The organism is Thermostichus sp. OS-CIW-32, from assembly GCF_054060415.1.
This window is the reverse complement of sequence record NZ_JBSSDD010000006.1, coordinates 102,703-122,684: the sequence shown is the minus strand read 5'-3', so window position 1 is coordinate 122,684 and position 19,982 is coordinate 102,703. Positions and strand designations below refer to the sequence as shown.

General features: G+C 59.0%; 20 protein-coding genes. 14 read left to right on the top strand and 6 right to left on the bottom strand.

The window, feature by feature from the left end; genetic code table 11:
• Positions 1 to 16: 16 nt before the first annotated feature.
• Complete coding sequence (eda, locus tag ACVWY8_RS09060) at positions 17 to 730, bottom strand: bifunctional 4-hydroxy-2-oxoglutarate aldolase/2-dehydro-3-deoxy-phosphogluconate aldolase (RefSeq protein ID WP_457393916.1); 714 nt, start codon at positions 728 to 730, stop codon at positions 17 to 19.
• A 686-nt stretch (positions 731 to 1,416) separates the two neighbouring features.
• Here eda and ACVWY8_RS09055 point away from each other — a divergent pair.
• Entirely contained in the window at positions 1,417 to 2,541 is a 1,125-nt protein-coding gene (locus tag ACVWY8_RS09055; protein ID WP_457393919.1) for a murein hydrolase activator EnvC family protein, read from the top strand.
• Here ACVWY8_RS09055 and ACVWY8_RS09050 read toward each other — a convergent pair.
• Positions 2,532 to 3,182 carry an ABC transporter ATP-binding protein gene (locus ACVWY8_RS09050; protein WP_011433492.1) on the bottom strand — a complete coding sequence of 217 codons (651 nt, stop codon included), beginning with the start codon at positions 3,180 to 3,182 and terminating at the stop codon, positions 2,532 to 2,534. The two genes, ACVWY8_RS09055 and ACVWY8_RS09050, sit on opposite strands and share 10 nt — an antisense overlap.
• Before the next feature lie 168 nt (positions 3,183 to 3,350).
• On the opposite strand from ACVWY8_RS09050, the gene ACVWY8_RS09045 reads away from it, so the two are divergent.
• A complete protein-coding gene (locus ACVWY8_RS09045; RefSeq protein WP_414409480.1) occupies positions 3,351 to 3,533 on the top strand; it encodes a DUF3285 domain-containing protein in 183 nt (60 codons plus the stop codon).
• 18 nt (positions 3,534 to 3,551) lie between these two features.
• Here the strand turns inward: ACVWY8_RS09045 and ACVWY8_RS09040 are convergent, their stop codons facing one another.
• Entirely contained in the window at positions 3,552 to 4,769 is a 1,218-nt protein-coding gene (locus ACVWY8_RS09040) for an RNA-guided endonuclease InsQ/TnpB family protein (RefSeq protein WP_457394089.1), read from the bottom strand.
• Between the two features lie 306 nt (positions 4,770 to 5,075).
• Between ACVWY8_RS09040 and ACVWY8_RS09035 the strand changes: the two genes are divergently transcribed.
• The 4 genes from ACVWY8_RS09035 (at position 5,076) to ACVWY8_RS09020 (ending at position 9,695) form a co-directional block, all read left to right on the top strand.
• Positions 5,076 to 6,233 (top strand): histidine kinase, encoded by a 1,158-nt coding sequence (locus ACVWY8_RS09035; RefSeq protein ID WP_457393922.1) that lies wholly within the window; start codon positions 5,076 to 5,078, stop codon positions 6,231 to 6,233.
• Between the two features lie 571 nt (positions 6,234 to 6,804).
• A complete protein-coding gene (locus ACVWY8_RS09030; protein ID WP_457393926.1) occupies positions 6,805 to 7,917 on the top strand; it encodes a serine hydrolase in 1,113 nt (370 codons plus the stop codon).
• Between the two features lie 129 nt (positions 7,918 to 8,046).
• Positions 8,047 to 9,453, top strand: coding sequence for an NAD-dependent succinate-semialdehyde dehydrogenase (locus ACVWY8_RS09025; RefSeq protein WP_457393928.1), 1,407 nt, complete (start codon positions 8,047 to 8,049; stop codon positions 9,451 to 9,453).
• Positions 9,453 to 9,695: an RNA-binding S4 domain-containing protein gene (locus ACVWY8_RS09020; protein ID WP_457393931.1), complete on the top strand. Its 243-nt coding sequence runs from the start codon at positions 9,453 to 9,455 to the stop codon at positions 9,693 to 9,695. The genes ACVWY8_RS09025 and ACVWY8_RS09020 overlap by 1 nt, the downstream gene beginning before the upstream one ends.
• 2 nt (positions 9,696 to 9,697) lie before the next feature.
• On the opposite strand, the gene ACVWY8_RS09015 is transcribed toward ACVWY8_RS09020, so the two are convergent.
• From ACVWY8_RS09015 to ACVWY8_RS09005, 3 genes are all read right to left on the bottom strand, one after another.
• Positions 9,698 to 10,225 (bottom strand): hypothetical protein, encoded by a 528-nt coding sequence (locus ACVWY8_RS09015; RefSeq protein ID WP_457393934.1) that lies wholly within the window; start codon positions 10,223 to 10,225, stop codon positions 9,698 to 9,700.
• Between the two features lie 9 nt (positions 10,226 to 10,234).
• On the bottom strand, positions 10,235 to 10,621 hold the full coding sequence (locus tag ACVWY8_RS09010; RefSeq protein ID WP_457393937.1) for a cupredoxin domain-containing protein: 387 nt from the start codon (positions 10,619 to 10,621) through the stop codon (positions 10,235 to 10,237).
• 170 nt (positions 10,622 to 10,791) lie between these two features.
• Positions 10,792 to 11,457 carry a DUF4439 domain-containing protein gene (locus ACVWY8_RS09005; RefSeq protein ID WP_414329579.1) on the bottom strand — a complete coding sequence of 222 codons (666 nt, stop codon included), beginning with the start codon at positions 11,455 to 11,457 and terminating at the stop codon, positions 10,792 to 10,794.
• Between the two features lie 247 nt (positions 11,458 to 11,704).
• On the opposite strand from ACVWY8_RS09005, the gene ACVWY8_RS09000 reads away from it, so the two are divergent.
• The 8 genes from ACVWY8_RS09000 to ACVWY8_RS08965 all read left to right on the top strand — a co-directional run bounded on the left by ACVWY8_RS09000 (position 11,705) and on the right by ACVWY8_RS08965 (position 19,959).
• Positions 11,705 to 12,454 carry a WecB/TagA/CpsF family glycosyltransferase gene (locus tag ACVWY8_RS09000; protein ID WP_457397017.1) on the top strand — a complete coding sequence of 250 codons (750 nt, stop codon included), beginning with the start codon at positions 11,705 to 11,707 and terminating at the stop codon, positions 12,452 to 12,454.
• Between the two features lie 193 nt (positions 12,455 to 12,647).
• Positions 12,648 to 13,334: a cell division ATP-binding protein FtsE gene (locus ACVWY8_RS08995; RefSeq protein WP_457394092.1), complete on the top strand. Its 687-nt coding sequence runs from the start codon at positions 12,648 to 12,650 to the stop codon at positions 13,332 to 13,334.
• Positions 13,335 to 13,427: 93 nt separating this feature from the next.
• The gene (locus ACVWY8_RS08990; protein WP_414373412.1) at positions 13,428 to 14,339 is read left to right on the top strand and encodes a cell division protein FtsX; all 912 of its coding nucleotides are present in this window, start codon (positions 13,428 to 13,430) and stop codon (positions 14,337 to 14,339) included.
• Between the two features lie 61 nt (positions 14,340 to 14,400).
• On the top strand, positions 14,401 to 15,003 hold the full coding sequence (locus tag ACVWY8_RS08985; protein ID WP_414421531.1) for a hypothetical protein: 603 nt from the start codon (positions 14,401 to 14,403) through the stop codon (positions 15,001 to 15,003).
• A 57-nt stretch (positions 15,004 to 15,060) separates the two neighbouring features.
• Positions 15,061 to 16,245 carry a pyridoxal phosphate-dependent aminotransferase gene (locus ACVWY8_RS08980; protein WP_414351210.1) on the top strand — a complete coding sequence of 395 codons (1,185 nt, stop codon included), beginning with the start codon at positions 15,061 to 15,063 and terminating at the stop codon, positions 16,243 to 16,245.
• A gap of 158 nt (positions 16,246 to 16,403) precedes the next feature.
• Positions 16,404 to 17,204, top strand: coding sequence for a ParA family protein (locus ACVWY8_RS08975; protein ID WP_414351212.1), 801 nt, complete (start codon positions 16,404 to 16,406; stop codon positions 17,202 to 17,204).
• A 1-nt stretch (position 17,205) separates the two neighbouring features.
• Positions 17,206 to 18,039, top strand: a complete 834-nt coding sequence (locus tag ACVWY8_RS08970) for a hypothetical protein (protein ID WP_457393943.1) — start codon at positions 17,206 to 17,208, stop codon at positions 18,037 to 18,039.
• A 294-nt stretch (positions 18,040 to 18,333) separates the two neighbouring features.
• The gene (locus ACVWY8_RS08965) at positions 18,334 to 19,959 is read left to right on the top strand and encodes a peptide chain release factor 3 (RefSeq protein ID WP_457393946.1); all 1,626 of its coding nucleotides are present in this window, start codon (positions 18,334 to 18,336) and stop codon (positions 19,957 to 19,959) included.
• Positions 19,960 to 19,982: the final 23 nt, after the last annotated feature.

Sequence of the window (19,982 nt, the reverse complement as noted above, 5' to 3'; positions counted from 1 at the left end):
ACTCACACCACGCCCCCTATTCTACTAGTTTGCCCGGATTGGGCCAGGTTTTGTTTCTCTGCTCCGCAAGCTGCTGCAGCACCTGTCGCAGTCGATTCTCCAACAGATGGCAGCCTGAGTCCAAATCCTCTGTCGGGAACAGATCCCCGGCAATGCCCACTGCCCAGGCCCCTGCTTGCAGGTATTCCGCTGCCCCGGCCAAGGTGACTCCCCCTGTGGGGATCAACGGCAGGGATCCCAGCACCGATTGTAGATGGCGCAGGTAGCGGGATCCCCCCATGCTCTCCACCGGAAACACCTTTACTGCCGTTGCCCCCGCCTGCCACGCCCTCCAGATCTCGCTGGGGGTGAGGGCACCGGGCACGATGGGCAGCCCCACCTCCCGACCCCAGCGGATAACTTGCTCATCGGTGAAGGGGCAAACGCAAAACTGGGCTCCTGCCTGCCAAGCCTGCTCCGCCACCTGCCGATCGAGAACAGTGCCCACCCCTATCCAACACTGCGGGTGGTCTTGCCGCAGTTGGGCAATCAACTCCAGGTATTGGGGAACTTGCGTGGTGATTTCAATGTGGCGGATCCCGGCCCGGATGGCCAGCATGGATCCCTCTAGGGCCTGGGCTGGGCTGGCACAGAGGCGGATCACGGCAATCAGCGGCTGCTGCCACAGATGGAGTAACCAGGGGTGCTGTGACCCTTTTCTAAAACTGCACTCAGCATCCTCGAATGCCATCTGTAGGAAAATACCCGCTCAGTGTTTTGCAGTTGCTTGGGTTTAGCTTAAGTTTAATTGCAATCCAAAAACGAAAAAGTCAGCCTGCCAATGAAATAATGACAAACCATAAAGCCTAAACGTCTTTTCTTTCAAGGGAAAGCCTAGCAGATGACTCAGGAACAAGCAAAGCCGGTGTTTTATAGGGGCAACTGTTTGCGCGTTCGTGGCCTTTGCCGGAGTGTTTGCTTTTCCCAGCTTTTCACGGCGTTGCTGGTTCCTGCTCTGGCCTTGTTGTCTCCCTAACCGGTGCTGAACTCAGCAGAGAAGAGGAGGAAGATTCCTCAAACCAAAGGTGCCGCAAGGTATCCCGTCTGTATGAGGCAACTTTTTGGTTGGCCTTCTAAGCGTGAGGTTTGCCAGCAGGTGAGCGGCCAGTTTATCGTCATTTCCTAGTTTTTCTAGTCCGTTGAGGTTGCTGCCGCTTGAGTTGCATGCCGTCAGGCCTGTGGGATCCGGAGGTGGAGTCGCTACTGTCTGGCTCTTCTGTTGCTGTTCGGAGTAGCCCTAAATAGCCAGCTCAGGCCCGATTCAGATCCGTGGGGATCTTTGTATCCTTAGGGTCGATGGGTCAGTCGCAGAGGGTGTGAGGAGTGACGAGTCTCAGTCGTGGGGCACACAGGCTAAAAGGGTGGATAGCGCTCGGATTGCTCACCCTCTTGCTGTTGGGGGGACTGGGGGGGGTTGCTCCGTCTCAGGCGCAGAATGTCAACCAATTGCAACAGCGGCAGCAGCAGATCCAGCAACAAATCCAGAGCACTCAGCGCCGCTTGGGAGAACTGCGCCAAGCAGAAGAAGAAGCCCGCCGCCGCATGGGATCCCTGCAGCAAAACATTCGACAGACCGAATCCAGCCTTCGCGACAATCAGTATCGTCTGGAACAAGCTCAGAAAGCGCTGGAGCAAGCTCAAAAGGAGCTACAGGAGCTGGAAGACCGCCTGAGACGGCAGAAACAGGGCACGGCTGCCCGTTTGCGCTACATGCAGCGGCAGGGGGCCGAACATTGGTGGGCTTTGCTGCTCACCAGCCGTGACTTAAACGAGTTTTTTGACCGCCGCCACCAACTGCAACTGTTGATCGAGGCGGATCGGCAGTTGATCCAAGAGCTGCAAGCAATGGCCAAGGAGGTGGATCAACAGCGCATTGCTCTGGAGATGCAGCGCAACGAGATTTCCTTGATTTTGCAGGAGCTGGCCGCCCAGAAGAATCAACTGCAGCAGCAGGCTGCCGCCCAAGAGCAACTGGTGGGCCGCTTGGCCAACGAACGCGCGGCCTATGAAGCAGCCCAACGGCGGCTGGAAGCCGATTCCCAACAGTTGACTCTCCTCATCCAGCAACTGATCGCCCAGCAGGCCCAACAGCAAGGGGGCAGGGATCCCGTTCAAGGGACGGGCCGATTCATCGCTCCGGTGCGCGGGCCGATCACCAGTGGCTTTGGCTGGCGGGTTCACCCCATCTACCGCAGTCGCCGCTTTCATGCGGGGATCGATTTTGGTGTGCCCACCGGCACTGCGGTGAGAGCCTCCGACCGGGGCACCGTCATCTACGCCGGCTGGTACGGCGGCTATGGCTACACGGTGATTGTGAATCACGGGGGCGGCATCACCACCCTGTACGCCCACAACAGCCGCGTTGCCGTTGGGGTAGGCCAGCAGGTACAGCGGGGGCAAGCAATTGCTGCTTCCGGCTCCACCGGCCTCTCCACCGGGCCCCATGTTCACTTTGAAGTGCGCGTCAATGGCCAACCGGTGGATCCCCGCCGCTACCTGTGAAGCAAAGCCTCCGTCGGCAACAGCTTCAGGGATCCCGCCTGCAATGTCCACCGCACATCGGCAATGGAGGACAGCTCCTCCGGGTCGTGGGAAACCACCAACACCGTCCAGGTGGACTTTAGCCGAGCCAACAGCTCGATCAACTGCCGTCGCACCGACCAATCCAATCCTGCCGTCGGCTCATCCAGCAACAGCAAAAACGGGCCACGGATCAACTGGACGGCCAGGGCCAAGCGCCGCTGTTGCCCGCCGCTGAGGCGGTTTGGGGAGGTATGTAGAGGGATCCCTTCCAATCCCACCTGTCTGAGGGCGTTTTCGATCTCTTTTCTCTGTAGCTCTGGATAACCAAAGCGCATTTCCTCCAGCACCGTCAAGCCGCAAAAGTGGCGCTCTGGAAACTGAAACACCAACCCCGCCATGCTGCGCAAGCGGTTGGGGGAAAGTTCTGCCCCTCCCCAGGTAATCCGTCCTTGGGTGGGCCGCGCCAAGCCAGCCAAAATCTCCAGCAGGGTGCTCTTGCCCGCCCCACTTTTGCCCACGATCAGCCCCAACTGGTTCAGGCCCAACTCAAAGGAAAGATCGTTGAGAATGGGCTGGGAAACGCCTGCCGGATGGTAGGAAAGATGCTGAACTTGCAACATGGGGGGCAAAAGAGGGGGATGCTGTCGTTATTTTGGCACCGGAAGATCCCCGCGCGACAGCTATGGCCCTTCTTCAGCGGGAAGGTCGAAGCTTGGGAAACACCTCTATCCGGAGGAGCAGATTAAGCTAGCCTGAAGGTAGGGTAAATTATCGCTCTGGTTATCCTGATGGCGCAGCCTTCTTCTGCAGATTCTCCTTCGGTTGGGGCGGGATCCCCCCCCCAGCTGAGTTACACCCGCCTGGCCATGCGCAACATGGTGCGCAAAGGCAAGACTTCCCTGCTTCACTTCACCCTGACAGCGGTGGGGTTGGTGGCCCTGCTGGTGGGGCTGGCCTACCTGTTTCAGTAAACTACCCGGCTCCGACCGCTAAGCGGTACGGAGCGGGCTTTCAGTAGCCCTGGGCCTGCTCTGCTCTACCAGAGAACAAAACAAGCCCGGACCTCCAGGCTGGTTTACGGCAGCCCCCAAGAGCGCAATCACATTCGCACCATTCAAATCCGCATCCCCTTCCCATCCACAGTGCCCACACTTGAACGACTTACCACTGCGGTAGGATTGCGCAGGATCGGGATGGATGTGCAAACACTTGTGGCAGGTCTGCGACGTGTAGGCAGGCGGCACAAGAACCAGAGAAACCCCTGCAACCCTCGCCTTGTATTCCAGAAACTGGCGTAGTTGGTAGAACGCCCAACTGTTGGCCCTGCGCCGCTCGGCTTTGCTGCGGGGTTGTTGATTGACTCTTTTCCGGATCCCTGTCAGGTCTTCCAGGGCGATAGCGCTGTTGGTAGCTTTTGCCCTAGAGACAATAGCTTTAGAGATGCGATGATTGACCCACGTTTTTGCTACGCAACGCTGACGCGACTGAAAGCGTCTCTCCTTGCCAGACAGCCGTTGCAGCAGTTGACGGCATCTGCGCCGCGAACTGCGTGTGCCCTTACTGGCTTTGCGTTGGAGTACCGCCCTCAACCGGGAGTAGTGGTCTCGGACTCTGTTCAACTGCTGTCCATTCCAATTGTCCCCGTCTGATGTATGGGCAATATCCGTCCTCCCCAAGTCCACCCCCAGCACTCTGCCCGTGCGTTGCGGTGGGGATGGCTCCGCTTCCACACAGATTTGAATGGAGTAGGAGCCGTCTTTACGCTTGACCAGAGTGGCAGATTTGGGATTGGAGCCCGCCAGCCGTTCTCTCTGGTAGCGGCCAATCGCCAGCCCAAAGCGCTCCCGACCCTCCACCGTGGTCAGCGACACCGTCCAGTCTTTCTCGCGGAACGAAAAGATACGAGCGTCGTAGGTAGCGAAGCCCCCTTTGAACGCTTTGACGGGGCGGTTTTTCTGTCGGGCAACTTTACGGGCACCGGCCAGCCGTCTGCAGACCTGTTGAGCCAAGTTACTGGACAAGCCAAACCGGGCACGGATTTCGCGGTAGCATAGAGACTGGAGCTTAACGGCGTTGACGACTTTCTCCGGCGTGTTCTGGTTCACCCAGTTCAACGCCTGCACAAAGGCATCCAAGGTCGCGTCCAACTTTGCGGCCTGCGACTGGGACACCTTGAGCTTGCAGGAAATGGTCAGGACTTGACTCATAAGTTCATTGTACTTCATCAAAGCGCATTCCTCCCGACACCGACCCTACGGGTACAGTGCGGGGCTCCTGCGATTTCTAGCTGAAAGGTCTTTCTTGTTACACCCCATGTCGCTTCTTAAGCTTTTCCCAAGATTAGGTGTTAGGAAGGAACAAGCAGCAATGGCTCCTACGGTTGGACCTACGGTCCGCTTCCGCGAACGAGCGCACGGCAATCCCGGCTGCTGAAACGCCAACCTTTGGCTTTAATGCTACGCAATGTGCTCCGCACCACTAACGTGAACGCTAACGCGACTGGACTTTGGCCTATGCAGACTTCGCCAGACCTCACCTCCGCTCGTTCTGTCATTCGCCTGCTGTTGTTTGCCAAGAGTCGAGCTGTCGTTGCCGAACTTGAGGAACATCTGCGCCAGCACATCCAGGGGTTGCCCGGCCAATACCCTGCCCAACTGGAAGTGGTGCCGCTGGAGGAGCACCCCTACCTGGCGGAGCATTACAAGCTGGTGGTGACCCCGGCTCTGGTCAAGGCTGAACCCTTGCCTGCTCAGGTTTTGGCAGGCGAAGACTTGGCGACGCAGTTGGAAGTGTGGTGGCCCCGTTGGCAAGGCCAGGCGGCTTTGGCTTCCCATGGACCTACGGTCCGCTTCCGCGAACAAGAGGGGGCAGGACAGGATCCCACCTCCCCTCCAACCACTGAGGCACTGTTGCAAATGTCGGAAGAGGTGTTTTTGCTGCGTCAGGAGCGGGCCCAATTGCGGGAGCAGTTGGACTTCAAAGATCGCGTTCTGGCCATGCTGGTGCATGATTTGCGCAGTCCCCTGACGGCCACGGCTCTGGCGGTCGAAACCCTGCAGCAGGGGCGCGAGGGATCCCTGGACAAAGCGCTGGAACGGCAGTTGTTCGACCATGCCCGCCAGCAACTGCGCAAGATGGACAGCATGATCACCGATATCCTGGAGTCGGCCCGTGGCGCTGCCTCGGAGCTGAGGATTCGAGCCGTAGAAACCCAGTTGCCCGGCTTGTGTCAGGCGGTGATCGAGGAGCTATGGCCGCGCATTCAAGGCAAGCGGCTGCAGTTTCAAGCGGATATTCCCGTGGATCTGCCCTCTGTTCACGTGGATCCCGACAAGATCCGCCAAGTTCTGTTCAACCTGCTGGACAACGCCATCAAGTACACCCCCGCCGGGGGATCCATCCGCCTCGATGTCCTCCATCGCACCAGCCAAAAGGTGCAGGTGACCGTCAGCGATACTGGCCCTGGGATCCCGGAAGCCGACCAAGAGAGCATCTTCTCCGATTCCGTCCGTCTGTCCCGGGATCAACAGCAGGAGGGCTATGGCATCGGCCTTTCCCTCTGCCGACGGATCGTGCGCGCTCACTACGGCCAGATTTGGGTGGAGTCTTCCTTGGGCAAAGGCAGCAGCTTTCATTTCACTTTGCCCGTGTATCGGCTCTGCAAGCGCTAGCCGGGAGCTGGCTCCCCATGGGTGTGAGCCCCCTCAGAGAGAACAGATCTGACGGTTTTCCTGGACTTGGCAAAAGCGCTCTGCGCCGCTTCCGCGACTATTCCCAGCCCCTCTTCCAGAGGGAAAGGAGGGTCACGGATCAACCTAAGTTTTTAAAACGACTCCGAGTGGATGCTCTGGCAACAGGGACTCATCCTGCCTTTGGCGGGGTTGTTGCTAGGCTTCGTGTCGCGAGGACGGTTTGATGGGCGTTTTGCAATCGTAGGTCAGGTTGGTCAATTTGTGGGTTTAATTAAGCCAAGCTCACCGAAGTTGAGTCGGTGAAACGGTCAGCATTGTCTGTTAGGAGCATGGCGTTAGTACTCCGCACCGCTGTCGGGAAAAGGCAATCGTTCTTATGACCAGAGCAAGGGAGAGGAAAGGCACCGATCCATCCGCGCTAGCGGGCCGTAGGCCTTTGCCAGAGAAGTCTCGGGATCCCCGCCGCCCTCCACAACCTGCCAAGAACGCCGTCCCGCCTCCAGAGGGGTCAAAGCCGCAAACAGGTTCTGGTCGCCTGCTTCCTGCCCCTATGGGATCCCTGTCGGTTTCCCCTCCTCAACCGCTGCGTCTTGCTCGCCAGAAAGCCATTGCTCGTCTGCGCCAACGGGCTGCCCGGCCTCGCCGCTTGAGACGTTCTCCATCTCTCGGGCAAGTGTTGCTCAGGGGACTGAGCTTAAGTCTCATCCTGGGCCTGACGATGGCGGGCCTCTCGCAACTGCTGCAATCGACCACCGCTGGCCGGACAGAACAGTCCACGACGCAGCTTGGGGATCCTCCCCCGCCGGCATTGCCAAGTGACATTCTGCGGGGAGAAGCGATCCCGGCTTTGCAGGAGCGCTTGGCCGCTTTGGCCGACCAACCGGGTTTGACGGCAGGAGCCCTGTTTTGGGAGGTGGAAACCGGCGCCTTTGCCGGGGTTAGGCCGGATCAGGCTTTTCCTGCCGCCAGCGTGATCAAGATCCCCATTCTCTTGGCTTTTTTCCAGGCTGTGGAAACCGGGCAGGTGCGGCTGGATGAGAGGCTCACCCTGCGGGAAGATCTCAAGGGAGGGGGGGCAGGCGTGCTGCAAACCCGCCCGCTGGGATCCCAGGTTTCTGCTTTGGAAGCGGCCACCCTGATGATCACCCTCAGCGACAACTTCGCCACCAATCTGATCATCGATCGCCTGGGTGGGCAGGAGGCTCTCAACCAAAAATTTCGCCAGTGGGGGCTACAACACACGCAAATTTCATGGTGGCTACCGGATCTGGAGGGCACCAACACCAGCAGCCCGCGCGACATGGTTTGGTTGCTCAGCCAGGTGGAACAGGGGCGCATGCTCAGCCGCCGCAGCCGCGACCGTTTTCTGGACATTCTCTGGCGCACCCAACGGCCCTCCTATTTCCGGCCCAACTTGGGTCAAGAGGTGCGCATTGCCCACAAAACGGGAACCTTGAGCTCCGTGGTGGGGGATGCCGGGATCCTGGATTTGCCCAACGGTCGGCGCTATGTGGCGGCGGTGTGGGTGAAGCGAGAAACCCCCAACGATCCCAGAGCCGAAGGGCTGATCGCCAGCTTGTCGCAAGCAGCCTATGAGTTCTGGTCTGCTCCTGGATCCGCCCCGCCATCCCGAACAGACACCACCGGCAGCCCGCAACCCTGAGTCCCCCACTCCGCAAATCTTTCCATATTGCTACGCAACGCTTACGCGAACGCAGTAGCAGTGCGGAGCACTATTCCAGGCAGAGCACAAATGCCAGAGTGGAGAAACAGGCGTTGAGGGAAAACGATATTGCTACGCAACGCTTACGCGAAGGGGCACCTGGTCAGCATCAACCCCGCCACCGGAGAGGAATTGGCTCGCTACCCCGTTTTCGACGCTGGGCAGATCCAGAGCTGTATCGCCCAAGCCCACGAGCGGTTTCAGAGCTATCGTCGGATCCCGTTTGCTCAACGATCCGCCTGGCTGAAGCGGGTGGCAGGGATCCTGGAGGGGCGCAAAGCGGAGTTTGGCCGCCTGATCAGCTTGGAGATGGGCAAAACCTTGGCCTCTGCCGTTGCGGAAGTGGAAAAATCCGCTTGGGTTTGTCGCTACTATGCCGAGGAGGCAGAGGGATTCTTGGCCGAGCGCTCCATATTGCTACGCAACGCTTACGCGAACGCCAGCGATGCCAGCCGCAGCGGGATCCGCTACCAGCCGCTGGGGGTGATTTTGGCGGTGATGCCCTGGAACTTTCCCTTTTGGCAGGTGTTTCGCTGTGCCGCCCCGGCCCTGATGGCGGGCAACACCCTCTTGCTGAAACATGCTTCCAACGTGCCCCAATCGGCTTTGACCCTAGAGCAGATCTTTCGGGAGGGGGGATTTCCGCCAGGGGTCTTTCAAACCCTGCTGATCACAGCAGCCCAGGTGGCAGAGGTGGTGGCGGATGAACGGGTGCGGGGGGCCGCCCTCACCGGGAGCGAAGCCGCCGGCTCCAGCCTGGCCCGTTTGGCCGGTCAATATCTGAAAAAAACGGTGTTGGAACTGGGAGGGAGCGATCCCTTCATCGTGCTGCCCAGCGCCGATCTGGAGGCAGCAGTCGCCACAGCGGTCACGGCCCGTCTGATCAACAACGGCCAGTCCTGCATTGCCGCCAAACGATTTATCTTGCACAGGGCTATCGCTGAACCTTTCACGGCTGCCATGACGGAGCGATTTCGCCGGCTCAAGGTAGGGGATCCCTTGGATCCGCAAACGGACGTGGGGCCTCTGGCTACCCCCAGCATCCTGCAAGAGGTGGACGGACAGGTGCAGGCTTTGGTGCAAGCAGGAGCCAAAGTCCATATCGGCGGATCCCCCTTGGGAGGGAATTTTTACCCGCCCACAATCCTGAGCGACATCCCCCCGGATCATCCGGTGGCCCACCAGGAGGTGTTCGGGCCGGTGGCGCTGCTGTTCACCGTCCCGGATGTGTCGGCAGCCATTGAGCTGGCCAACAACACGCCCTTTGGCCTGGGCGCCAGCGCCTGGACAACCGATCCAGAGGAACAAGAGCGCCTGCTGGAGGAGCTGGAGGCGGGATCCGTATTCATCAATGGTCTGGTCAAGTCCGACCCGCGCCTTCCCTTCGGTGGCATCAAACGCTCAGGATATGGACGGGAACTGAGTCGGGAAGGGATCCTGGAATTTGTAAATGTCAAAACCTTTTGGGTGAAGTGATGGCGGAGACTCCTCAAAGGGATCCCCAGCCGGCGACGGATCCTGTAATCAAGCTGGATCAATTCCTCAAGCTGGCGGGGGTTGTTCCCACCGGCGGGCAGGCCAAGCAGCTCATCCAAGCGGGGCAAGTGCGGGTGAATGGTGAGGTGGAAACCCGGCGGGGACGCAAGCTGCGCCCTGGGGATGAAGTGGCCGTGGGAGGTGGAGTTTGGCGGGTGCACCTGGGTGAGGCCCCGAAGTGAAATCAATGCAATGGGATCAAGAAAAGCATGGCCAAAGCCCCGATTCCCCCTGCCACCGCAAACTGCCATTCCAGCCCCCACAGCAGGCAGGCAACTCCGGCCAGGATCTGGATCCCACCGGTCATCCAGTAGGGGAGGCGCGGCGGATCCACCAAGCCGTTGAGCCAGTGACCCAGCCCCATTTGCCACAGCCAAAACACCCCCAGGTATGGGCTCAAAGCTGCCAAAGGGGTACGCCCGACAAAGGGCAGCACCGAGAGGATCATGCCCTGGGCGATCACCAACGTCCACACCAAACCCACAAAGTAGAGGTGGGCCAGTCCGGCTGTTCGAAACTCCGGCAAGCTAGTCTGCCGCACCATGTAGCCCAACCCAATCAGGGAAATCACCAGCCACAGCCAGTTGATGTTGGCCTCTTGGTGAAACTGGGTGGCAGCAAACCCAATCCCCAAAAGGACGGCCCAAACCAGGTACACCCGCCGACAAATGTTCCAGAAGGGAAGAGGGGATCCCAGGGGTTCCATTTGCATGGCCTTCACCTAATCGACGACGACAATGCGGCCCACCATGCTGGGGTGGATATCGCAGAAATAGTCCTGGATCCCAGCTACTTCGAACACCACCGCTTTGCTCTCGTTGCGACTTAGCCGTCCCGTCCCTTGAAACTGCGCTCCCTCCACAGGAGTAGCCGTGTGGGGGGTGGAATCCAGGTTGGTGAAGGTCACCTTGCCCCCCCGCTTGAGGGTAACCTCCGAGGGCAGGTATTGAAACCCCCGAATGATTACCTCTGCTGCCGCCTTTGCTTCGACAGGATCCCGCTCCGCAACGGAGCTGGCTTGTCGCCACCGATCCACGGCCAAGATGGCCCCCACATTGAGCAGGGATCCCAGTCCACTCAGCAACAGCAGCCGCCGCGTCATCGGCATAGGACTTTCTCCACACAGGTTTAGGAAGAGAGCAAAGGCTGAGGCGCTCAGAAGAAGGCGATTGCGACAGCAGTGCAGAGCACTTGGATCTCCAAGCCCCAAGTCCTACAGAGGACGTTGGAAGGCTTTGCAGATCATCGCCTCATCGCCGGCAGGGGTTACCAACAGCTCTACACCTTCAGGATCCAGCGCTCCCGAGTCTCGGCGCTGACAAAGGGGGCAGGCACCACCAGAATGCTGGGATCAAGGCTGTGGAACACGGCCCGGATTGCAGTGGCATGGGCAACTTCGTTGGGGCCAATGGTGCTGGCGGCAGCCACCAGGTCTTTGTTGGAAAGCTGGGTAAACGCGTCGTTGTAAGCCAAGGCTGCATCAAACTCCAGAGCCAGGGCCAGCTTGGCAATGTTGGCATCGGAGTCGAGATTGCCTTCTTTGTTGTCGATGTAGGTGGAAAGGTCGTAGCTATCCCGGGCCCGAGAGGGGATCCCCCCCAGTTGCCGCACGGCGCCCGCCAGCAGATCCCGGTGCTGTTCGTGATCCTTCAGGTTCTTGGTGGCCACTTCCAACACGATCTTGCCCACCTCGGTGTTGCTCAACTTGCCGGCAGCGGTTTTGTAGGCCCAGATTGCCTGCTGTTCCAAGTCAATGGCCGCGTTGAGGATGGCAATATCAGCAGTGTTGGACTGAGCGGCACCGGGCAGGGTGCGCAATCCAATTGCTCCACCTACGCCCGCCAGCAAACCAGCCAACAACAAGCTGCGGCGGGAGGTTGCAGGGCTGGGATCCCATTCGGCGGCCAATTGAGGCAGAGCGAAGGGAGTCTTTGCAGTCTTCATCTCAAGTCTCCTGTCTCGAAAGATGGCAACCAACCTTCAGGGGCTTGCTCTGGGTCGGGCAATTCCCTCTGGCCTGGTCTGATGGAGATACGCCGTGGATGCCGCCGCGGATGCCTGAGGGAAGAGATTTTCGTGGTCAAATAGCCATGAAATGCCTCCTCGAACTCCCCTCTCCCTCTGGGAGAAGGTCCGGGCTATCTTAAAAGCGTGTCCAACGGCTCCAGTGGGGGCCAGCATTCGGTCGGTAGTGTCGTTATCCATCCATGCGATTCTGGGCGTGAACCTGCACCTTGCTCTGCCGGAGGCCAGCCTACAGAGCTACGCCACCTGGATTGAGGCGCGTATTCGGGAGGGTCAGGGCGCTCAGGTGGTTACCTGCAACCCGGAAATGATCATGCAGGCGCAGCGGGATCTGGCCTTTGCCCAGGTGCTGCAAGCGGCGGAGCTGGTGATCCCCGATGGCATTGGGGTGGTGTGGGCCCTGCGGCGGCAGGGGATCCGCGTCCAGCGGGTGCCGGGGATCGAGCTGGCAGAGGCCCTGATCCCGTTGGCGGCAGAACGGGGGTGGCGCTTGGCCCTGGTGGGGGGAAGGCCGGAAGTCAACCGGGCAGCGATTCGATATTGGCAAGCCCAGTGTCCTGCTTTGGCCCTCTGGGGCCACCACGGCTACTTCTCTAGCGAGGAAGAAAAAGAGCTTCTGCAAGCTCTCCAGGAATTTCGACCGCAACTGGTGTGGGTGGGGCTGGGATCCCCGCGGCAGGAGCTGTGGATCCAAAAGTGGCGTCCCCTTTTGCCCCAAGCCATCTGGATGGGGGTGGGGGGCAGCTTGGACATTTGGGCCGGCCAAAAACGGCGAGCGCCCCGTTGGTGGCGTGACCATCACCTGGAATGGTTGTATCGTCTCTATCAGGAACCCTGGCGCTGGCGACGCATGTTAGCTCTGCCCAGCTTTGTCTGGCGAGTGCTGTGGGATCCCTCTTCTCGTTTGCGCCCCTAGTCTGCCGGCGCTCTCTCCCTCCTCTGTCTAGGCGCTTACTATGGTGATCGGTCAGCACATCGGCTATCCTCCTCGCTTACACCGTTGGGCGGGTACGGCTCCGACCCCTCATCCCCCTGCCCCAGCCCATCCAGAGGCCACCCTGGGCTTTTACAGCAGCACCCAATCCGGATCCCTGGAAACCCCGGCCAGCATGGTGTCCTTGCGGGGCGTGAGCAAAGTCTTTCCCAACGGCAACTTAATTTTTCAGGATGTGAACTTGGAGGTGCGCCGCGGCGAGTTCGTGTTCGTAACGGGGGTCTCCGGGGCGGGCAAGTCCACCCTGCTGCGGCTACTCTACGGGGCGGAACAGGCCACCGAGGGCACGGTCATCGTCGATCAAGTCTGTCTCTTTTCTTCTGAAGGGCGGCGGCGACCCTACCGCATCCCACCGCGTCCGCTGGCCATGTTGCGGCGGCGCTTGGGGGTGGTCTTCCAAGACTATCGCCTTTTGGCCAACCGCACCCTGGCAGAAAATGTGGCCTTCGTGCTGCGCGCCCAAGGGCTGTCCCCCGCAGAAATCCGCCGTCGCATCGGGCCGACCCTAAAGATGGTGGGGCTGACCGAAAAGCGAGATCTCTTTCCCCATGAGCTTTCGGGGGGGGAACAGCAGCGCCTCAGCCTGGCCCGTGCCATTGTCAACATGCCGGTGCTGCTGCTGGCGGACGAGCCGACGGGGAATCTGGATCCGGAAAACTCGCTCTTGGTTCTCCAGATTTTGGAGCGGCTCAATTCCTTTGGGGTGACCGTCATCATGACCAGCCATGACCCCTATCTGGTGGAGCGGGCCGGCCACCGGGTGGTGCGCATGGAGGGAGGGCGCCTGTATGATCTGCGCTGAGGGCTGCCGGGATCCCTATTTTGCTCTCCACAGGCTCTGTTGAGCTCCAGGGGGCAAGGGTCTGAGCCCATTGATTGTTGGATGGAGAACAGCATGCAATCTCTCTCCCGACTTCTCAATAAAATTCGCTATCTCCTACAGGAGACTTTTTTGGGGTTGCGGCGGGGGGGCTGGCTGAACTGGGCCGCTGTGAGCACCCTGCTGGTGTTGCTGTTCTTGGTGGGGATCGGCGTTGAGCTGTCCTGGGGCGTGGATGCCACGGTGCAGTCGCTGGGAGGACAACTGGAGATCTCCGTCTACTTGGAGCCGGAACGGCAGGGGGTGGAGCTGCAACCCCAGGTCGCCCAACTGCCTCATGTGGCCGAGGTGAAGGTCATCACCAAAGACCAGGCTTGGCGCAACCTTTTGCTGGAAATGGGGATCCAAGACGAGGCGGCCATGGAAACCCAGTTGGGGGAGAACCCCTTGGTGGATGCTCTGCGGGTTAAGGCGGATTCCACCGAAGCCTTGGGGGAAGTGGCGGAGCAGATTCGCCAACTGGAAGGGGTGGATGAGGTCTACTACGGCGACCGCATTGTGGAGCAACTGGCCCAGCTCCAGGACATGCTACGGCTGGGATCCCTGACCATTACCGGCGTGTTGGCCCTGACAGCGGTGGCGGTCATCACCACCACCATTCGCCTCATCGTCATGGCGCGGCGGCGGGAGATCGAGGTGATGCAATTGGTGGGGGCGACGGCAGCCTGGATTTACTTGCCCTTTATTTTGCAAGGGTGCCTGTTTGGGGTGATCAGCGCAGTGGGAGCTTGGGGATTGATCTTGGGATCCCAGCAGTTGCTGCAGGAGCTGCTGGAGCAGTTGATTGCCTTGCCCTTCCTCAAGGTGATGCAGGCAGATCGCAGCCAACTGGAGTTTTGGCTCTTGCCGTCGATGTTGTTGGGGATGGGGGTTTTTCTGGGCACCACCAGCAGCTTGATCGCGGTGCGCAAGTCGGCAGGGCGATGAGCTGGAGGCGATGCTGAGGAAAGCCCTGGATATTCCAATCTGAGGATCGCCATAGGATAAGATGATGGACTCTACTTCCCTGGCTTTCCAAGATCTGGCCGCCATGAACCCATTGCCTCCTCCCGCCCACCCCTACCAGTTCCGCGCTTTGGGCCTGATTAAGGGATCCCTGAAATCGATCCCCAAGACTTATGCGCAGGCAATTTTGGTTGCCTCTGACGGAGCAGAATATCCGGCTACCCCCGGACGCGCCGAGCTTCTCGGCCCCTTCGAGCACTGCATCAAGAGCGGCCATACCTACTGGTACTACGTGCAGCCGCAGCCGCGTTCAGGGGGGGCTTTGGGCTTGAGCATCATCCGCATCCTGGCCCTGCCGGAAGAGGAGCAAGACCCAGAGTGGGAAGAAGAACCGTTTTTGCCTGCCCCTGAGGACACAGAGGAAGGCTTTAACATCCGCGGCATTGTCGAGCCCCACGATGGCTTTGTTGAGGTGACCGTGCGGCGCAAGCCCCAGGGAACCAAGCAATTTGCTCCTCTGCAATTGCGCTTGGAAGGGTTCTTGCCCGGAGCTGTGGCGGGCGAGTTTTGGGATCTGTTGGCAGAGCGAGAGGGCAACAAACTGCTGTTGGTGGATGGTACCCGCCTGTTGACCGCAGTAGCCTAGCTATCTAGATTGGCCCTGCTTGAGAACCTTAAAATAAAACAAAGAGCTTCCCAACCGATGGTGTCTGCTGCCGGCTTGTCCCAACGGGTCGCCCATCTATCCCCTTCCCCCACGCTATCCATTTCGGCTCTGGCTAAAGCCATGCAGGCAGAGGGGCTGGATGTGTGTAGCTTGAGCGCAGGCGAGCCGGATTTCGATACACCTGACCACATTCGGGCCGCGGCCATCCGTGCTCTGGAAGAGGGCAAAACCCGCTACGGCCCCACCGCTGGGATCCCCGCCCTTCGCCAAGCAGTGGCCGATAAGCTGCGGCAGGAAAACGGCCTGCAGTTCAGCCACGACCAAATCCTGATCAGCAACGGCGGCAAGCAAACCCTGTTTAACCTGGCCATGGTGCTGCTGGATCCCGGCGATGAAGTGATCCTGCCTGTTCCCTACTGGGTCAGCTACCCCGAAATTGCCATTTTGGCAGGGGCAAAGGTTGTGCAGGTGCAGACGGAAGAGGCCCAGGGGTTCAAGCTCACCGCCGCCCAACTGCGCCAGGCCCTCACCCCCCGCAGCAAGCTGCTGATTCTCAACTCGCCGGCCAACCCCACCGGAGCCGTTTACCACCAGCACGAGCTGGCAGCTCTGGCAGAGGTGATCCTCTCCGCCCCCCATCTGTACGTGATCTGCGACGAGATCTACGAAAAGCTGGTTTATGGACAAGCCCGCCACATCAGCCTGGGATCCCTTTGCCCTGACTTGATGCCGCGCCTGATTCTCAGCAGTGGCTTCGCCAAAGCTTACGCCATGACCGGCTGGCGGGTGGGCTACTTGGCCGGGCCCAAGCCCATCATTGAGGCGGCCATCAACCTGCAAAGCCACAGCACCTCCAATGTCTGCACCTTCGCCCAGTACGGTGCTCTGGAAGCCCTGACCAGCCCCCTATCGGCAGCGGCTGTGGAAAAAATGCGCCAAGAATTCTGGCAGCGGCGAGATCTGATGCTGGACGGGATCCGCACCTTGCCGGGGGTGACTTGCCCGGAGCCGGAGGGCGCATTTTATGTGTTTGTCAACATCGGCCAAACCGGGTTAAGTTCGGTGGAGTTTTGCCGGCAGCTGCTCAAGGAACACCACGTGGCTGCTGTGCCGGGGGTAGCCTTTGGGGCAGATTCCTACATTCGCCTTTCCTACGCTGCCGACCGCACCACCCTCGAAAAAGGGCTGCAGCGGCTGCACCGGTTTGTGTCTTCCCTCTGAGAATTCAATCCGAGGATCGAAAAGAACTGAGGAAGCTCAGCTCCCAGCGGATGGATCCCTGTAGGCCATTCCCAGCGGCGGGATCCCTATCTGAAGTGTGAACACTATTGCTTAACCCTAGCTATAGTGTTAGGGGATGGGCTACGAGGGGATAACTCATGTCTGGCAGAACGGCGCTTGTCATCACCGTTGCCTGTTTGAGTGGGGGATCCGGAAAGACCACAGCCGCCCTCAACCTGGCCATCATGTTGGCCGAGCATGGCAAGACGCTGGCCGTTGACTTTGATCCGCAGGGCAACTTAAGCCAGTGGATGGGCTGGACGGATCTGTCGGAGTCGGCCACCATTGCCGAGACGATTTTGCCGGGGGCGGATCGGGTTCACATTCGGGAGATTATCCGTCCGCCGTTGAATGAGGATCGCCAGGAGCGGCTGTGGTTGGCCCCCAGCGATTACAGTCTCTCGCGGGCTATGGATGCGATCGTGATGGAGCCGGGGCGGGAGCTGTTTTTGAAGCGGGCTTTGCGACCGATTTTGCCGGAGTATGACTTTTTGGTCATCGACAGCCCCCCCTCGAAAGGGTTGCTCACCTACAACAGCATTCTCAGTGCCGATCTGCTGGTGGTGCCGACGGAATGTACCCAAAAGGGGGTGATGGGGGCCCTAAGTACCCTGGTGCTGTTGAAAGAATTGGAAGAGCTGGATTTTCATGTGCCCAAGTTTTTGGGGGTGCTCCCCACACGGGAACAGTGGGTGGGCAACAACCGCACCAAAATGTCGCGGGCCGCGGTGGAAGCCTTGGCGGAAATGATGCAAGGGATCCCCATTTTTACGCCGGTGCGGCAAAGTACGGTCGTTCAGCAAACCAACAGCATGGGCTGGTCCTTGGCGGAGGCGGGGGAAGATCTCCTGGCCCAACCTTATCGCGAGATCCTCAAGGCTGTGCTGGAGGCCCGCTAACATGGCTACTGCCAAGAAGCCTCCCAAAAAAAAATTGCCCACCGGCCCCACCAAGGCGGATCTGCTCTCGCGCATGGGGGTGAATAAGCAGCCAGAGCCGATGGAACCTGCACCTACGGCTGCCGATGGCGTTGAGGCTCCGCACCGTCCAGAGGACAACAGGGGAACGGATTCCCTGGATCTGCCTCACCCTGCGGCATTAGATGTTGAGCCCGATCCATCTGCCGCCGCCTCGTCCCCTCTGTGCCAGGTTGCCACAACCCCACCAGAGGCAGGACGGATGCCTCTCCTGGCCAGTGTGCTCTCCACACCTGAAGCTCCTTCTCGGGATGCGGATCCCTTGTCCAACTTGTCGCCCGCTCCGGTCCAGGTGGAAAGGGTTGTCTCCCCACCCCAGGTCAGTCCGGCCAAATGGGCCAATACTTCGCTGCCAACTGAAAAGCCAGCCGAGCTTTTGCCCCCTGCTACTGCTTGCACCGACAATGGGGTTCGCCGCAATGGCACCCCCAATGGGCAGGGTGCCCAGTCGGATCCCCGCGAGGCTCTGGATGCACAACTGGGCCTGCAAAAGCTTACCCTCAAATGGTCTGCCGAGAGGGTAGAAAAGCTGGGATCCCTGGAAAGCGCCACCGGGCTACCGGGCGAGATTTTGCTGGAAGTCCTGCTGGATCATTGGGAACAATTGCCCAAGCCCTTGCAGCAAGATTGCCTCCTGCAAGCCCACCGCATTCGCGTCGAGCGGCTGGTGATCAGCCAAAACTTCACCATTGCCACGATTGAGCAACTGCTCTTCACGTCAGCGTTGCGCAACAACAACGAGCAGCATCTGCTTTGAGTTCTGGCCGGTTGGCCTGGGAAATTCCCCCTCAAGATCTCCGCCAGTATGCCAGACAACAGGGATCCCTGTTCCTGTGCTAGGGTCAAAATGGTTCTGTTGGCTTTTCGCGCTTTTCGGCCTGTGCTCTCTCCCCCTCGCTACCTGGCGGCAACCCAACCTCATTATTCTCAAGCGTATTTCCCACTGATTTTCTATTTTTTCCTTCTCCGTATTTCTCCCATCCTTTAGGGGACAACATCGCGGCGGAATCTTCTTTAAGGCGACCAGGTTGTAGTGGAGCGGCAACAGTTGATGAAAGAACTTGATTTGGCCAAAGCTGTAGAGCAACGGCGCACCTTTGCCATTATTTCCCATCCCGATGCGGGGAAGACCACCCTCACCGAAAAGCTGCTGTTGTACGGGGGGGCCATTCAAGAAGCGGGAGCTGTGAAGGCCCGTCGGGCGCAAAAGCGGGCCACTTCCGACTGGATGGAACTGGAAAAGCAGCGGGGTATTTCCATCACCTCTACCGTCCTGCAATTTGATTACCGCAACATTCGTCTCAATCTGCTGGATACTCCCGGCCACCAGGACTTCAGCGAAGACACCTATCGCACCCTGGCAGCGGCTGACAATGCCGTGATGCTGGAAGATGCCGGCAAAGGGTTGGAAACCCAGACCCGCAAGCTGTTTGAAGTGTGTCAGATGCGGGGGCTGCCGATTTTTACCTTTATCAACAAGATGGATCGCCCAAGTCGGGATCCCTTGGAGCTGATGGATGAAATTGAGACAGAACTGGGCCTCAAGCCCTATCCTGTCAACTGGCCAATTGGCTCAGGCGAGCGGTTTACTGCGCTATTTGACCGCCGAACTCAGGAGTTTCATTTCTTTGAGCGGGTATCTGGGGGGCGGCTAAGAGTTCAAGATACCGTCATTAAACTTGGGGATCCGCAAATTGAGGAGTTGATCGACAAGGACTTGTATTACCAATTCAAGGAAGAGCTGGAACTGCTGGATGGTCTCATGCCCAGCTTGGATCTAAAACAAGTGCATTCCGGCAAACAAACCCCGGTCTTTTTCGGCAGCGCCATGACCAATTTTGGGGTGGAGCTTTTTCTCAATGCGTTTTTGGAGTATTCCTTACCGCCAATGCCTCACGAGAGCACTGCCGGACTGATCCCGCCCGAACATCCTGAGTTTACGGGCTTCGTCTTTAAACTGCAGGCCAACATGGATCCCCGCCATCGGGATCGCGTTGCTTTTGTGCGCATCTGTTCCGGCAAGTTTGAGAAGGATATGGTGGTCAACCATGCCCGCCTCAATCGTCCCATTCGCCTATCTTATCCCCAGAAGTTGTTTGCTCAAGAGCGCATCTCCATCGATGAAGCTTACCCTGGGGATGTGATCGGCCTGAATAATCCCGGCATCTTCACCATTGGGGATACCATCTACACCGGCCCGAAGCTGCGCTACGCCGGGATCCCTAGCTTTTCTCCTGAGCTGTTTGCCTACTTGAAGAATCCCAATCCTTCCAAGTTTAAGCAGTTCCAGAAAGGGGTAGCGGAACTGCGGGAAGAAGGGGCTGTACAAATCATGTACTCTATCGACGATTCCAAACGGGATCCGATTGTGGCAGCGGTGGGCCAGTTGCAGTTTGAGGTTTTGCAGTATCGCCTTGAAAGTGAATACAACGTCGAAACCCGACTGGAGATGTTGCCCTACACACTGGCTCGCTGGGTCGAGAATGGCTGGAAGGCGCTGGAGAATATTCCCAGCTTGTTTAACACCCTAGTTGTTAAAGACATTCAAGACAGGCCCGTTCTTCTGTTTAAGAACGAGTGGACTTTACAGCAATTTGCTGCCAGCAACCCTAAAATCAAGCTCAGCAAAATTGCCCCTCTCTCGGATCTCGGCCCAGAATTGGGTGACGGCCAATAGATCAACCTAAGAGAATCCGTCTC

What these genes read in the sequence shown, in the direction of transcription:
- eda (WP_457393916.1), bottom strand. Translation starts at nt 730, where the DNA reads ATGGCATTCGAGGATGCTGAGTGCAGTTTTAGAAAAGGGTCACAGCAC.
- ACVWY8_RS09050 (WP_011433492.1), bottom strand. Translation starts at nt 3,182, where the DNA reads ATGTTGCAAGTTCAGCATCTTTCCTACCATCCGGCAGGCGTTTCCCAG.
- ACVWY8_RS09045 (WP_414409480.1), top strand. Translation starts at nt 3,351, where the DNA reads ATGGCGCAGCCTTCTTCTGCAGATTCTCCTTCGGTTGGGGCGGGATCC.
- ACVWY8_RS09040 (WP_457394089.1), bottom strand. Translation starts at nt 4,769, where the DNA reads ATGAGTCAAGTCCTGACCATTTCCTGCAAGCTCAAGGTGTCCCAGTCG.
- ACVWY8_RS09035 (WP_457393922.1), top strand. Translation starts at nt 5,076, where the DNA reads ATGCAGACTTCGCCAGACCTCACCTCCGCTCGTTCTGTCATTCGCCTG.
- ACVWY8_RS09030 (WP_457393926.1), top strand. Translation starts at nt 6,805, where the DNA reads ATGGGATCCCTGTCGGTTTCCCCTCCTCAACCGCTGCGTCTTGCTCGC.
- ACVWY8_RS09020 (WP_457393931.1), top strand. Translation starts at nt 9,453, where the DNA reads ATGGCGGAGACTCCTCAAAGGGATCCCCAGCCGGCGACGGATCCTGTA.
- ACVWY8_RS09015 (WP_457393934.1), bottom strand. Translation starts at nt 10,225, where the DNA reads ATGCAAATGGAACCCCTGGGATCCCCTCTTCCCTTCTGGAACATTTGT.
- ACVWY8_RS09010 (WP_457393937.1), bottom strand. Translation starts at nt 10,621, where the DNA reads ATGCCGATGACGCGGCGGCTGCTGTTGCTGAGTGGACTGGGATCCCTG.
- ACVWY8_RS09005 (WP_414329579.1), bottom strand. Translation starts at nt 11,457, where the DNA reads ATGAAGACTGCAAAGACTCCCTTCGCTCTGCCTCAATTGGCCGCCGAA.
- ACVWY8_RS08995 (WP_457394092.1), top strand. Translation starts at nt 12,648, where the DNA reads ATGGTGTCCTTGCGGGGCGTGAGCAAAGTCTTTCCCAACGGCAACTTA.
- ACVWY8_RS08990 (WP_414373412.1), top strand. Translation starts at nt 13,428, where the DNA reads ATGCAATCTCTCTCCCGACTTCTCAATAAAATTCGCTATCTCCTACAG.
- ACVWY8_RS08985 (WP_414421531.1), top strand. Translation starts at nt 14,401, where the DNA reads ATGATGGACTCTACTTCCCTGGCTTTCCAAGATCTGGCCGCCATGAAC.
- ACVWY8_RS08980 (WP_414351210.1), top strand. Translation starts at nt 15,061, where the DNA reads ATGGTGTCTGCTGCCGGCTTGTCCCAACGGGTCGCCCATCTATCCCCT.
- ACVWY8_RS08975 (WP_414351212.1), top strand. Translation starts at nt 16,404, where the DNA reads ATGTCTGGCAGAACGGCGCTTGTCATCACCGTTGCCTGTTTGAGTGGG.
- ACVWY8_RS08970 (WP_457393943.1), top strand. Translation starts at nt 17,206, where the DNA reads ATGGCTACTGCCAAGAAGCCTCCCAAAAAAAAATTGCCCACCGGCCCC.
- ACVWY8_RS08965 (WP_457393946.1), top strand. Translation starts at nt 18,334, where the DNA reads ATGAAAGAACTTGATTTGGCCAAAGCTGTAGAGCAACGGCGCACCTTT.